Origin of the sequence: Nostoc sp. PCC 7524, assembly GCF_000316645.1 — a bacterium.
GTDB lineage: Bacteria > Cyanobacteriota > Cyanobacteriia > Cyanobacteriales > Nostocaceae > Trichormus.
The window spans coordinates 4,716,730-4,730,567 of the sequence record NC_019684.1 but is presented as its reverse complement, the minus strand read 5'-3'; the positions used below and the strand labels follow the sequence as shown (position 1 = coordinate 4,730,567).

Genomic DNA, 13,838 nt, shown 5'->3' with positions numbered 1-13,838 from the left:
AGAAGTCAGCAGTTACTGAGACAAAAGAGGATCTTTGAATCCCTACTTACTTATCTGAAACGATAACCAATACCACCATTGATGCTGACAGCAGAAGCAGGACTATCTTGGTAGGCACGTAATCCAACTTTGGCATTGGTGTAAATCAGGAAGTTATTAGCAACTTCAGATTCAACCCCAGCACCTACCACTACAGCATCTCTGTTACCCAAGGGAGTAGGTGAACCATTTTTTTCGACAAAGGAATAACCACCAGTCAAAAAAGCATTAGTGCGGTTAGCGATCGGCACATCTACGGAAACTTCCGGAATAATTGCACTTGTCTTGTCACTCCATAGCACATTACCCCGTGCAGAAAAGGGAGTATTGCCTAATTTTAAGCGTCCTGTAATGTTCCCACCAAAGGTAGCAGCATCGTTATTTTGTCCGCCGTTGGTAACACCTGCTGCTACACCAGCACCGATATAACTAGCATCAGTACCTTTTTTAGTTTCAGCCGATGCTTGGCCAGCATTAATTGTCCAAGGGACTATTACTAAGGAAGATAACGCAGAAATTGCCGCCAATGACTTGAGTATTTTTTTCATAATCTTAAGAAACTTTTGTAGTTTTTACTGCTACATTACAGGTCGAAAAAGCTATCGGAATGTTCCAAGTAATTTTGAGATTTTACTTAAATAATTGTTGTGATTGATGCAAAAGTATTGGTAGTACAACAGCTAGAATTATTCTCATGCAAGTGTTGTAGCTCGTTGTCGATAGCTACATACTAAGTATTTATTCACCTACAGTATACACTTCTAAAACTGGCACAATATAAAAAATAAAATTTAGCCAATATTCAGGAAATAGAAAAATCTATTAAATCCTGTTTTTTGGCTTTTCATATAGAAATAAAAAGTAAGCTGTTATAGCTATGGCAATCAACTCTATAGGAAATCTATAAAGTTAATTTTTGGTAGTTTGCATGGAGATTCAATAATGCTAACCGCTACAAAAACGTTATCGGGTTTGATGGGTTTGTGTGTCGGTGATGCGTTGGGTGTGCCGGTGGAGTTCACTAGCCGCACCGAATTAGCTAAATCTCCAGTCACAAAAATGCTGGGTTACGGCACATGGAACCAACCTCCAGGAACTTGGTCTGATGATAGTTCACTGACATTTTGCCTAGCAGAAAGTTTGTGTAGAGGTTATTCAATCAGTGCGATCGCTAATTCTTTTTGGCGTTGGTATAAAGCAGCTTACTGGACACCCCGTGGAGAAATATTTGGGATTGGCGAAAGCACTCACGCGGTAATTATGCGTCTGATGCAGGGAATACCACCCTTAGAAGCCGGGGGAACCAGTGAAATGAGCAATGGTAATGGTTCTTTAATGAGAATATTACCAATGGCTTATTGTCATAAAAATTTAACTTTCCGCGAGTTGATCACGCGGGTACATCAAGTTTCTTGTATTACCCACGCGCATCTCCGTTCTCAAATGGCTTGCGGTATTTACATTAGTATCGCAGTTGAACTACTCCAAGGAGCTAAACCTCAAGCGGCTTATTTACAAGGACTACAAAATATCCAAGCCCTTTATGCTGATGAGGAATATATTTCAGAAAAACCTAATTTTCACCGAGTCTTCAGTGGCGAACTTGCTCAATTGCCGGAAGCAGAGATTAATTCTGGTGGTTATGTGATTGACACTCTAGAAGCATCTTTGTGGTGTTTGTTAAATAGCTCTACTTATGCTGAGGCGGTACTAAAAGCTGTCAATCTAGGCGGACACACAGATACCACGGCTGCGGTAACGGGGGGGCTGGCAGGTATTTACTATGGAGTAGAAGGTATCCCCCAACAATGGGTCAAACAAATTGCCCGTAGACAAGACATTATCAATCTAGCTCATCGTTTTGCGGCTGCTGTTTATCCTGAAGGGGATTAGGGATTAGGGATTGGGGGCTGGGGACTGGGGTAGAGTCTCTTATACCCCTATACCCCTATACCCTTATACCCCTACACCAGAGACAGAGAATACACCTGACCATCAATTAACAGTCTAGTAATTCCCTTGGCTTGCAAATGGGTGCGCGCCTTATGTAGCATTTTGCTATCGGGGACTTTAATCACGCGATCGCGTTTGGTAGAAAACCGCTTGGCAACTCGGTGATTATCAAATATTGGTAGAGTCCTTTGCTGGGTTTCGAGGCTGGGAATCTGACCTAAATCACCAAAATCCTTGAGTGGTCTGGTAATTAATTCTGCGGAACGATCAATGACCAAATAACAAGTCTTGGGCAAAGCCGCCGCCGATAAAGGTAAAACTTGAACTGGTATTTCTCCAAGTCTGCGTCTTGTGACTAAAGGTCTTGGGTGTTCAAAGTAATCCTCCTCTTCGTCTTCCTCTTCCCCGTAGTCTTCCTCTTCTAAATCTTCTTCGTCTAAATCATCCTCTAAATCTTCCAAATCTTCAGACTCATCTAACAAGTCTTCTCCCAGCATTTGGGCAATAGCAGCTACATCAGGTTTCTCATCCTCAACTAAGGGACTGGAAATACTTGCTTTTTCCAGTGGCTGTACCGTCGGGATTTCTAACTGCTTTGCTACTGGTTGCTTGAGCTTGGGTTTTTCCTCTGCGGAAGAACGCCGGCGGCGTACCCGTCTGACACCAGAAGTTTCTTGATCCTCCTCTTCCTCTTCTGGTGATGGCTGTGGCTGTACCACTGGCTTTGGTAGCTCAACCTCTGGCAACTTCAAGCGTGGTTTTTCCTTGCTAGGAACTGGTACTGGTACTGGTACTGGTACTTCTGGCTCTGGTTGACTACTCACAAATGGTATGTTTTCATAACTTACCTGCGCCCTACCTTCAGGAGTCCTGGCTGCACGTTTTAAGGAAACGAGGTATTCGTACTCATCTTCTGGTAAGGTGCTTTTGAGCAGACGGCTAATAGTGGAGTTGCTCACATCATAGCGTTCTGCCAAAGTTGAGGTTGTTTCAGCAGTCTCTCGATATAGTTTGAGAATTTCTTGTTTGTCGGAATTTGTTAGTTTTCTCACGGTAGATACCAATCTTTTCTATGCTCGTTTTCGTCCGCGCTCCCGCCGAGTCCGGCTTAATGATGCGTCATATTCTAGGGCAGCGCCCATACCAAATAACACTCCACTAAATACCCAAAACACTTCTAATATTTCTCCACTTTGATAATTTGGCCCCTGGGCATATTTAAACCACATATCTGCAATGTAAAGCGAAAACGCGGCCGCCGCAATCATTCTCCAGGATTGGGCAACTCTTCCTCCCCAAAAAGCTAACAGCAGGATAGTGGCAATAATTAATAGCAGCACATCGCTAACTATGTAAAACCAGTTCAAAATCAGAACTAATAGTTCTTCTGAGTCTGTTCCTTGCTGCATAGAAATCCACCATGCTAACAAGCTTCCGAAAACTCCAATTGCTAACACAATGAGCCATTGCCATTTTTCTAGATTAATTCGTCTGGCAGCTACTGCTAAAATCATGCCTACGCCCAGGGATATATAACTTAGTACAAAAAACACGTCGCCAATAGACACATCCGGTTCTTCTTTTAAAACTATTTCGGTGTAGCCAAAAAATATCCCTCCCAGGAAATAAGAAAGCATACCTATGGCAATTGCCAGCCACACCTTGCGACTACTGACAATTTGTGGACTGCGCCAATTCCTTAAGCATAAAATCCCGGCACCCAGATAAGCTAAAGCTTCAAAAATATTTGTACCAATCACGTACCACTCGGCACGGCTTTCTACACCATTAGCTCCTGGGACTTTGGCACTAAACAACAAAAAGTATAGCAGAGCTAGCACCCCCCAGCCAATGCTAGCCAAGACGATGTTTTGGGTAGTCAGCAGAGATTTAAAAGCTAACGACGAATTTTTGTAAGAATTATTCATAAGGGACTAAATGCACTCTGGCAGTAATTTGGCTGGCATCAAAGCTTTATAAGCATATTTATAACCTAATAGCAACTACCACTAGGTGTACTTTTGCCAAAAATTTTGATGCTATTGCCACAGTTTACTCAGTGAAGATTGATTTAGCCAAGATATGAATAGCGATCGCTCACCTTCTGGCATATCCTGTAACTTATTAGCTACTTGATTAGCGAAGTTGGCGTTACCAAAATATGTTTTACCTAATTTATGCAGTTCTTGTAGGAAGCTAACTATATGATTTTCTTTCCAAGGCGGAAGTTTAGCAGCTTCTAGGGGATTAGTAGAAACCCAATATTTCACTGCCTCTAAGGAAGCAGTCTCAGGAAACTGCTGCTGTTTTAAGACTTCGGCAATATCTTTTTCAAATAATGCAGCTTGCTTTGTACCCAAAAAATCTTCAATGTCCATGTGGACGGATTGCAACAGCAAAATACTCGCTTGAATAAAAACCCCATTTTTGCTGTGTCCGCCAGTATCATGATCTATCTGATCTAAACGTATCTTACCCCAGACGCTAAAACGTTCCGGTTCTTCCAGCAAAACACAAGCCTTACCTCGATTATCTGTTAATTCTCTCCACAAGGCTCTGGCTTCTTCTTCTTGTCCAGCTTTAAATACACTAATCAAGCGAAAAGTCTGCCCCTGATAATGGAGAATCGGCACCTGCTGATCCTTTTTTGGGTGCTGAATGCTTGATATTTCAACATCCTGCCGTTTCAAAATAAACATGGCACTAGCAAATAACTCCTCACAGGGGCTTTGTAGATATGCGATTTATAATCTGATTTGGCAACATCGCCAAGAGTGCGATTACTTACGTATGGATTGAACAACTAACCTAGAGTACCCTATCTCTAGCACATCGGCATCAACACGCAAATAACCACCCATCGACCACTTAATATAGCTAATTAATAGCCAGTTTGTGGCGTTTTTAGTCTACATTGGCTAACTTGCGCCTAGCATCTTAGCCTTGCTAGTGGTAAATCTGCAATTTTTTGATTGCTTCTTGGTAGAGAGAACGTTATAATTGTCTTGGTGGCTTTGTTAAAAGCCTGAGTATTAACTTGGGCGCGTAACTCAGTTGGATAGAGTATCCGCCTTCTAAGCGGACTGTCGCAGGTTCGAGCCCTGCCGCGCCTGTTATATCATACGAAGAATTAAGGCGATAATGCAGCGACGAAAGCGATCGCCAACCTTACCCTTAAACATTACTTGATTCTTGCGCCTGTTGTTTAAGTAGCTCAGTGTTAAAAATTATCGCTATGGCAAGGCAGGAGGCAGGAGGCAGGAGGGAAGAGGGTTTGAGCCTAGTTTATTTTTCTTAACATAGTTGTGTTTTTTCCCACCGACTTACTTATACAAAATTAGAAATTATCGTTAGCGATAATTTTTAAATGTTTAGCTGATTCCACGTCATAACATTTAACAAAATTTCGGGGGTTTAAGAATATACGATCGCACCTCCAAATCGCCACTTTATCATAAGTATTTTTGCTTGGTCATAGAATGTAAGATAGCCGTATTATGAATTAGTGCTTGTAATTGCAGTCCATCAGAAAATCGCCTTACAAGCATACATTTGTCATCAAAATAAAGAATTTATCTGATTTTATCAACTGGCCGAAAACTTCTATGAATCCTCAGCAAAGTGATACAAAAGAAATCTCTAAAACTTCAAAAGCATGGAGTGGTTGGCAAGAGAATTTTACTCTGATTGCGATCGCTTTATTTTTAGCACTGTTGATTCGGACTTTTATCGCCGAACCTCGTTACATACCGTCCGAGTCAATGGTTCCTACTTTATATGAAGGCGATCGCTTAGTAGTGGAAAAAGTCTCTTATCATTTTCATCCACCGACAACTGGGGATATCGTCGTTTTTCAGCCACCCACAGAATTGCAAAAACGAGGATACCCTAAAGACCAAGCTTTTATCAAGCGGGTGATTGGTGTACCCGGAGAAATAATTAGTGTTGCTAACGGTAAAGTCTATCTAAATGGACAGCCATTAACAGAAGACTACATCGCTGAACCCCCCAGCCAACCATTCCCACCAGTCAAAGTCCCAGAAGACCAATTTTTTGTCATGGGAGACAACCGCAACAATAGTAATGATTCTCGTTACTGGGGCTTTTTACCTCAAGAAAATATCATTGGTCATGCAGTATTTCGCTTTTGGCCACCTGAACGAATGGGAATGATTTAGAGGCTAGAGGCTAGAGGTTAGAGAAAATTGTCCCAATCCCCTGTCCCTAGCTAGGATGTTGACTTTGTACATTTTCAGGGGTTAAAAATTCATGCCTAATCCTTTCCTTCTTTAAGTAATGAGTAATAAGTAATAAGTAATGGGTATTTACTCATTACTCATTACTCATTACTCATTTAATTTGGTTCACCGATGATGACACCAAAACTGTATGAATAAAAAATGGGTCAATCTCATCAAAGTCAACAGCCTAGTCCCTAGCCCCTAGCCTCTCCTAAAACCTCAAAAAATACATCAACTGTGCCATCGCTTCCCCAGATAGTTGTAATCTGCGCTGAAAATCGGCTAGATTACGATAAGCCCCAGAAGCAAGGCGATTTTGTACGACAGCTTCAGCCAGGGATATATCCATAAATGGGATTTGGGCTAACTGTTCTACTGATGCCATGTTGGGATTAACCATATCAGTAGGATTAATTAGAGATTCGTGATCGTAGTAACTAAAATTTAATAAAGGCTTTAATGGCTCTAGACGTGGTGCTGGCATTCCCAAAGCCGCAGCAATATCTTCAATACAGTAAAATTTTACACCAGAACGGGAAAGTTCCACAAGCGATCGCGCCTGATGAATAGATAAACCCGGTAAGCGTAACCAATCATCGACAGTTGCTTGATTAGCATCAATGCGAACACCTAATTGTGCTGCTATTTGAATTTCTTCCCCAGACTGTAGTCGATAGTAAGGGTCATTTAGTATTTTAGTCCTAAGCCTTTGTAACTTAGAATTCCAAGGTAGCCATTGCATAGTGCTGAGTGCTGTTAGTGTAGCGGGGCAATGAGCCGCGTGTTGAGTAGTGATTAGTCACTGTCTACAGTGTCTCACCAATGCCCAATCAAGAAATTTGGTCAAGTAACTGGCGGCGCTTTTGTTCAAATTCATACTCAGAAATTAACCCATCTTGGCGGAGAGTATCTAACTCGCGTAAAGCATCAGCGATCGCTCCAACTTGATTACCCACATACGGAGATTTCTTCACAAATGGCTTTCCGAAATTAAAATTACGGTCAAAAGCTTCCTCATCTTGTGCTAAATACCAAACCCCCTCAATGGCGCTTGCTACCTTGGGAATCGGTGTCCAAGAAAGTAAAACATACAACAGACCCCACAGTGGTTGTCCTAAATAAAACTTATGTAATCCGGAGATGCTCACCGTCCCAGCAAAGGCTAGAATAGCGGCAACACTTCGACTTTTATGCTTAGTTAACATATCCCCTATTAATTCACCATCACCACAGTAAGGACAATTAGACAGCCATATTAACAAAGCACTTGGGTAAATGCAGCATCACAAAATTCATCCTGACAAGCAAACATAAATCTATTTTATTAATTTCTCTTCCCTATTCCCCGATGCTATCTTAAAATTTTTATCTGCGAATCTAACACGATGTCACAGACTTTCCTACCTACAAAATGGTTACAACAATTATCAGATCCTTACGCTGTGTTAGGAATAGCTTTGACCGCAGATGAACGCCAGATCCTTAACCGCTATCATGTTTTAGCCAAACAGCTGCATCCTGATCATTACACCAGACATAACAATTTAGACCAAAACTTGGCCACAGCAGTTTTTACTCGTTTAATAAACCCAGCTTATGATGAATTGAAGCATATACAAAAGCGTGCTAATGTCATGACTGCACTGCGGTTAGAAGCAATTACCTGGGGGCAGAAAGCGGCGGCTGTCAAAAATCCTGTAGTCAAGAAACTGATGGCGATGTCTGTACGGGAAGCAGAGTCATTCTATCCAGAAGCGATCGCTTCTTATACAACAGTCCAATACAAATCACTGGCTCAATCCTATCAAATTACCCAACAGTTAAATGAGTTGAATCTAGCATACCTGTGCTTGCGTACAGACAACTCATTCATCATGGAACCACCTCAAGCAATAATCTCTGAGGTTACTTACGAACCACGAGAAGTTATCTTAGACGAAATACCAACTCTCAAACCAGCAGTTATCAATTATGCTCAACGTCACTATCAAAGAGCAATTGAATATGCTAAACAAGCCAACTGGTCATTAGCTGTTAAAGAACTGCGTGATGCTATCAAGCTAGAATCAAACAACAGTGATTATTATGCTTTGTTAGGAGTAGTACATCTGCGACAAAAGTTTCCCGGTATGGCCAGAGTGTACATCCGCCAAGCATTAAAAATTAACCCCCATAATTCATTAGCCTTGAAATACGCCAGTCATTTAAAAATTCAACTTTGTGATCACACTCATCCTAAATCATTAGTAAAAGCTATAGGAATTGCTGGTTTATTAAGTAAATTCATGAACAATGTAGAAACCATCTCTAGTCAAGTGTTGAAATCTCGGTAAAAAACCGTACTTAGACCGAAGTTATTTCTGGAGTTAAGTCCCCTAGACTAGAATAAAAATAGAGGCAAAACTATAAGCTACTGAGTGTAAATACTCAGTTGAGTAGAGGCACATGGGATTCTTTGACTCTGACATAGTTCAGCAAGAAGCAAAACAGCTGTTTGAAGATTATCAAGCACTGATTCAGCTAGGCAATAGCTACGGTAAATTCGACCGTGAAGGCAAAAAACTGTTTATTGAGCAAATGGAAGCGATGATGGATCGCTATCGCGTTTTTATGAAGCGATTCGAGCTGTCAGAAGATTTCATGGCTCAAATGACCATAGAACAACTGAGAACTCAGCTCGGTCAGTTTGGCATCACTCCGCAACAGATGTTTGATCAAATGCAGCTGACTCTACAGAGGATGAAATCAGAATTAGAGAAATCATCTTGACTGGGGACTGGGGACTAGGGACTGGGGAATAACTGAGATTTGGTATTCTCCTTGTCTCCCTTATCTCCCCTACACCCCTGCTTCTCTAATTTGACTTGGGACGAGGAAACTGAGAAGGCGGTTTGAAGTTTTCCACTGGTACACCCTTGAGAGCTTTCGTCATAAATTCCTTCCAGATGGGAGCTACCATACCTCCACCAGTTGCACCACTGGCTAGTTGTCGGTTATCATCTCTACCGATCCAGACAGCCGTTGTTAATTGTGGCACAGTACCCACATACCAAATATCTTTTTCTGATGATGTTGTACCTGTCTTCCCAGCAGATGGGCGATCAATAGCAGCCCCTTTACCTGTACCTTCAGTAACAACAGCTCGCATCACATCAATAATTGCTGCTGAAGCCCAAGGATCTAAAACTTGCTGGGGTTTGGGGGTATTATCCAATAAAACGTTGCCACTACTATCAGTAATTCGGGCAATAACTGTTGGTGGAGACTGCCAGCCGTAATTAGCAAAGGTAGCATAAGCACTAGCCATCTCCAACGGTGTGACACCAATTGCACCAAGTGGCAGAGAAGTCACTGGCTCCATTGGACTTTTAATGCCTAAAATACGACAAGTTTCGACTACTTTGTTCATACCAATAGTTTTGCCCAGTTTGATGACCGGGATGTTACGCGACTGTGCCAGGGCAGTACGAATTGACATTGAACCCGCAAAACCACCATCATAGTTCCTGGGGGTGTACCAAGCGTTACCATCTCGATATCTGACTGGAGCATCTATAACTGTTGAATCTGGGGCAAATTTACCAGTAGCAAAGGCAGCATAGTAAACAAACGGTTTAAAGGAAGACCCAGGCTGGCGTTGTGCTTGGGTTGCCCGGTTAAACTCACTAGCTCTAGAGTCTACTCCACCCACTAAGGCTTTGACAAAATGGGTACGTGGATCAATTGCTACCAGCGCAATTTGGTTTCTGCTTAACCCTTTTCCAAGGAGTGTTTTATGCCATTTTTTGACAATATCTTCAGCCATGATTTGGAAGTTAGCGTCAACAGTAGTTTGCACTCGCATTCCACCTTTAATCAGGGTTTCACGTCCAAACTTTTTAGCTAATTCCTGTGCCACGGTGTTGGTTACATATGGCAGCGCACTACCTTGAAATGATCTAATTCTGCCTAGTTTAATTTCTTGCTTGAGGGCATTATCATATTCTTGCTGGGTAATCCAGTTCAAATCCAGCATTCGTCCCAAAACTTCTTTTTGTTTTTGCTTTGCCAGTTTCATATTGACAAAGGGGCTGAACTCCTCTGGTGCTTGGATTAAACCAGCCATCATTGCTGATTCCGCTATAGTTAGGTTCTCAGCCGATTTATCAAAATAGCTACGTGCTGCCGTTTGTACACCGTAATTGTTATGTCCCCAATACACTTGATTGAGGTACATTTCTAAAATCTGATCTTTAGTGAGAATTTGCTCTAAACGAACAGCCAAGACTGCTTCGGCTAACTTACGGGTAAACGCACGTCTACGAGTCAAAAATAGGTTTTTTACCAACTGCATGGTGATGGTAGAGCCACCTTCCTTCACACCACCAGCCACTAAGTTAGTGACGACAGCACGCCCTACACCAGTGGGGTTAATCCCGTGATGATAATAAAAATGACTATCTTCACTAGCCAGTACCGCCCGTTTTAAATTGGGAGAAATTTTATCTAGAGGTACAACTTCTCGATTGGCTTCTCCGTGGATACTAGCTAAAAGTTTGCCTTTAATGTCATAAATATAAGTCGTTTCTGACGGAAAAAAGTTACGTAGTTGTCTGACATCTGGCAAATTACGGAAACTGATGGCTAGACCAACCAGTCCTCCGGCTACAATGGAACTTGCCAACATCGTGATTGATAAAAGAGTACCGCCAGCTACCTGGCCTACTCCTTTGAAAAACTCAAAACCAGATGAAGTACGACGTTGGGATTGCTTTTCTTCAAAAGTCCTAGACGACACGGCGATTTCACTTCCTCACTTGTAAATATTACTGTAATTGATTCTTTGCAGCAGGGCGGTTAATTTTTTGCAATTATATTAGTTTGGCAGATGAAATTGCGGACAATTTGTCCGTGAACATAACCAAACTCACTCCTAAAGTTAAAAGCGTAGTTAATAGCGAATCTCCTAGTATGGCGGATAATTTTTCTTGGCTAAATCGTGGGATAGTGGAAGTATTCCCACAACCAACTGATACTGATAACGAAAGTGAAAGTTTAGAGAAACGCTTGGCGACTACAAACCGCCCTCTCAGGGTCAAATTGGGAATTGATCCTACTGGTGCAGATATTCATCTTGGTCATAGCATACCAGTACGAAAACTGCGAGCATTTCAAGATGCTGGTCATACGGCAGTCCTGATTATTGGTGATTTTACGGCTCGTATCGGTGATCCAACGGGTAAATCTGAGGTGCGTCGCCAACTGACTCAAGCAGAGGTAATGCAAAATGCTCAAACTTACTTGGATCAAGTGCGTCCTATTTTGGATTTTGACACACCGGGTAGATTAGAGGTGCGTTATAACTCTGAATGGCTTTCCCGGCTTGATTTAGGAAAAATTACAGAGTTACTGGCTACCATGACGGTGGGGCAGATGTTAGCCAAGGAAGGATTTGCAGAACGTTATAAAAAAGAGAATCCAATTTTTCTGCATGAGTTCCTCTACCCATTGATGCAAGGTTATGATTCGGTGGCTGTGGAGGCAGATGTGGAATTAGGAGGCACTGATCAAAAGTTTAACATTGCTGTCGGGAGAGATTTGCAGCGTCATTTTGGACAAAAGCCGCAGTTTGGCCTACTTTTGCCAATTTTGATTGGTACAGACGGGGTGCAAAAAATGTCCAAATCTTTAGGAAATTATGTTGGTTTATCGGAACACCCAGGACAAAAGTATCAGAAGTTGCAGGGTGTCCCGGATAATCTGCTGGCACAGTATTTTGAGTTGTTGACAGACTTACCTTTAGACAAGCTACCGGAAAATCCCCGCGATCGCCAAATGTTGTTAGCCTGGGAAGTCGTCAGACAATACCACGATGAACAAGCGGCGAATGAAGCGAAAGAAGCGGCTAAAAGTGGTGGTAAAGAGGGCGCTGTTCCCGAATTTTCTTTAACCGAGGTTGCCCAATTTCCGGTGAAATTGGCTTATTTACTGAATGTGAGTGGCTTGTGTAAAAGTACCGGGGAAGGTAAACGCAAGATTCAAGAAGGTGGTGTACGCTTAGATGGCGATCGCATCTCCGATGTTGATACTACTTTTGAACAAGCGGGTGATTTACACGGTAAAGTTTTGCAAGTTGGTAAAAATAAGTTTGTGCGCTTAGTACCTTAAAGGGGGAATGGGGAATTGGGAATGGGGAATGGCATAGAACAGCGAATTATTGTCCCTTTGGATGTGGCAGATGAGAAGAGTGCGATCGCCCTCATCGACAAACTAGAAGCAGTTAGTTTCTGGAAGGTAGGCTTAGAATTATTTACCAGTGTGGGGCCAAAAATTCTAGAGGTGCTGAAATCTAGAAACAAACAGATATTTCTAGACTTAAAGTTTCACGACATCCCTAACACTGTAGCGGGGGCTTGTCGGGCTGCTGCTGGTTATGGAGTAGATTTACTCACAATTCATGCTACGGGGGGCAGAAATGCCCTCAAAGCTGCCACAGAGGCAATACAAGAGGGGGCTGCACAAGCTGGAGTCAAACCACCAAAATTAATTGCTGTGACAGTGCTGACGAGTATTTCTGCTAGACAGTTATCTTGTGATTTAAAAATTCCCATAGAGTTGCCAGAGTATGCCTTAGAAATGGCATTGATGGCCAAAGAAGCAGGGTTAGATGGGGCAGTTTGTTCACCCCAAGAAGTGGCGCAGTTACGGCAAACTTGCGGAGACGATTTTCTGTTTGTTTGTCCGGGGGTGCGGCCAACTTGGGCAGAACCAGGAGATCAAAAGCGATCGCTTACTCCTGCCCAAGCTATCCAAGTTGGTGCTGATTACTTAGTAATTGGTCGTCCCATTACTGCGGCGGCTGAACCTGAGTTAGCTTGGAAACGAATTGTCCAAGAGTTAACCACCACATGAAAGCAGGAATCCAGAAGCAAAATTACCACTGGTGGCTGTTGGCTAGCAGCTTATGCCTAGTAGTAGTCAATTGCTGGCATGACTCTGCATTATCTCAGACACTCTCCCCTCAACCTTCTTTACAAACCACAAGGGGAGAGAAATCTGTTTGTCGTGAGCAAAGTCTGGAGTCATTAACTACTCAGCTAATGCGGGATTTACCTAATTATGCCAATCGTGCTAGTCAGCGCGGTCGCCGTCTCCGCAGAAGTAGCGATGTATATAGCTATATGCTGGTAGCTGGTAGACCTGAATTTCAACCCTTGCCATTACAATCTCCATATCAGGGTAAAAGCACTCATCAAGAAATTGAGCAAGTATTTTTTACCACTTTAGCAAGACAGTACATTAATCAAAAAGTGGTGGAATCACAAGAATTTCACTGGTTATTACTGACAAGAACTCAAGATAATTGGCGGTTTGTCATGATGTTTACTCAAACTGGTTCTTATCCCCAAAAGCAGCCGCCATCACCTCCACGGGATAGTAGCAACGGTACAGTTGCCCAAGGTATCAAAGCTTGGCTGCGAGATTGTCAAGCAGGCAGTTTAAGGAGTTCTCGGCTTTAACTTCTACAACTATTTTTCGCCATAATACTTACTCAAATTTTAGGACGGACGACACGAATTAATTCTCCTTTTAAAGTTTTTACTGCTGTTACAGCTTCAATAACAG

14 protein-coding genes and 1 tRNA gene are annotated in these 13,838 nt (G+C 42.4%); 8 read left to right on the top strand and 7 right to left on the bottom strand.

Annotated features, from left to right (window positions below):
* Positions 1–50 precede the first annotated feature (50 nt).
* Positions 51–587 (bottom strand): hypothetical protein, encoded by a 537-nt coding sequence (locus NOS7524_RS19045; RefSeq protein WP_015140112.1) that lies wholly within the window; start codon positions 585–587, stop codon positions 51–53.
* Between the two features lie 394 nt (positions 588–981).
* On the opposite strand from NOS7524_RS19045, the gene NOS7524_RS19040 reads away from it, so the two are divergent.
* On the top strand, positions 982–1,932 hold the full coding sequence (locus tag NOS7524_RS19040) for an ADP-ribosylglycohydrolase family protein (protein ID WP_015140111.1): 951 nt from the start codon (positions 982–984) through the stop codon (positions 1,930–1,932).
* Positions 1,933–2,003: 71 nt separating this feature from the next.
* On the opposite strand, the gene NOS7524_RS19035 is transcribed toward NOS7524_RS19040, so the two are convergent.
* The 3 genes from NOS7524_RS19035 to NOS7524_RS19025 form a co-directional block, all read right to left on the bottom strand.
* Positions 2,004–3,044, bottom strand: coding sequence for a hypothetical protein (locus NOS7524_RS19035; protein ID WP_015140110.1), 1,041 nt, complete (start codon positions 3,042–3,044; stop codon positions 2,004–2,006).
* Between the two features lie 18 nt (positions 3,045–3,062).
* Entirely contained in the window at positions 3,063–3,920 is an 858-nt protein-coding gene (locus tag NOS7524_RS19030) for a hypothetical protein (RefSeq protein WP_015140109.1), read from the bottom strand.
* A gap of 111 nt (positions 3,921–4,031) precedes the next feature.
* Positions 4,032–4,691 (bottom strand): Npun_F0813 family protein, encoded by a 660-nt coding sequence (locus tag NOS7524_RS19025; RefSeq protein ID WP_015140108.1) that lies wholly within the window; start codon positions 4,689–4,691, stop codon positions 4,032–4,034.
* A 340-nt stretch (positions 4,692–5,031) separates the two neighbouring features.
* Here NOS7524_RS19025 and NOS7524_RS19020 point away from each other — a divergent pair.
* A tRNA-Arg gene (locus tag NOS7524_RS19020) sits at positions 5,032–5,105 on the top strand.
* A 492-nt stretch (positions 5,106–5,597) separates the two neighbouring features.
* The gene (gene lepB, locus NOS7524_RS19015) at positions 5,598–6,170 is read left to right on the top strand and encodes a signal peptidase I (protein ID WP_015140107.1); all 573 of its coding nucleotides are present in this window, start codon (positions 5,598–5,600) and stop codon (positions 6,168–6,170) included.
* A 274-nt stretch (positions 6,171–6,444) separates the two neighbouring features.
* On the opposite strand, the gene NOS7524_RS19010 is transcribed toward lepB, so the two are convergent.
* Positions 6,445–6,975, bottom strand: a complete 531-nt coding sequence (locus tag NOS7524_RS19010) for a ComEA family DNA-binding protein (RefSeq protein WP_015140106.1) — start codon at positions 6,973–6,975, stop codon at positions 6,445–6,447.
* Between the two features lie 88 nt (positions 6,976–7,063).
* The gene (locus tag NOS7524_RS19005) at positions 7,064–7,438 is read right to left on the bottom strand and encodes an SHOCT domain-containing protein (RefSeq protein WP_015140105.1); all 375 of its coding nucleotides are present in this window, start codon (positions 7,436–7,438) and stop codon (positions 7,064–7,066) included.
* 180 nt (positions 7,439–7,618) lie between these two features.
* Between NOS7524_RS19005 and NOS7524_RS19000 the strand changes: the two genes are divergently transcribed.
* Together NOS7524_RS19000 and NOS7524_RS18995 are read left to right on the top strand one after the other, a co-directional pair.
* Positions 7,619–8,566 carry a J domain-containing protein gene (locus NOS7524_RS19000; RefSeq protein ID WP_015140104.1) on the top strand — a complete coding sequence of 316 codons (948 nt, stop codon included), beginning with the start codon at positions 7,619–7,621 and terminating at the stop codon, positions 8,564–8,566.
* Between the two features lie 112 nt (positions 8,567–8,678).
* Positions 8,679–9,002, top strand: a complete 324-nt coding sequence (locus NOS7524_RS18995; RefSeq protein WP_015140103.1) for a DUF1825 family protein — start codon at positions 8,679–8,681, stop codon at positions 9,000–9,002.
* A gap of 85 nt (positions 9,003–9,087) precedes the next feature.
* Here NOS7524_RS18995 and NOS7524_RS18990 read toward each other — a convergent pair whose 3' ends face one another.
* Positions 9,088–11,010, bottom strand: a complete 1,923-nt coding sequence (locus tag NOS7524_RS18990) for a transglycosylase domain-containing protein (RefSeq protein ID WP_015140102.1) — start codon at positions 11,008–11,010, stop codon at positions 9,088–9,090.
* A gap of 173 nt (positions 11,011–11,183) precedes the next feature.
* Here NOS7524_RS18990 and tyrS point away from each other — a divergent pair, with 173 nt between their 5' ends.
* The 3 genes from tyrS to NOS7524_RS18975 are packed head-to-tail and all read left to right on the top strand — an operon-like array spanning position 11,184 to position 13,732.
* A complete protein-coding gene (tyrS, locus tag NOS7524_RS18985; RefSeq protein ID WP_015140101.1) occupies positions 11,184–12,380 on the top strand; it encodes a tyrosine--tRNA ligase in 1,197 nt (398 codons plus the stop codon).
* Between the two features lie 21 nt (positions 12,381–12,401).
* Positions 12,402–13,124 (top strand): orotidine-5'-phosphate decarboxylase, encoded by a 723-nt coding sequence (gene pyrF, locus NOS7524_RS18980; protein WP_015140100.1) that lies wholly within the window; start codon positions 12,402–12,404, stop codon positions 13,122–13,124.
* A complete protein-coding gene (locus tag NOS7524_RS18975) occupies positions 13,121–13,732 on the top strand; it encodes a hypothetical protein (RefSeq protein WP_015140099.1) in 612 nt (203 codons plus the stop codon). Before pyrF ends, NOS7524_RS18975 begins: the two co-directional genes overlap by 4 nt.
* Positions 13,733–13,838 lie beyond the last annotated feature (106 nt).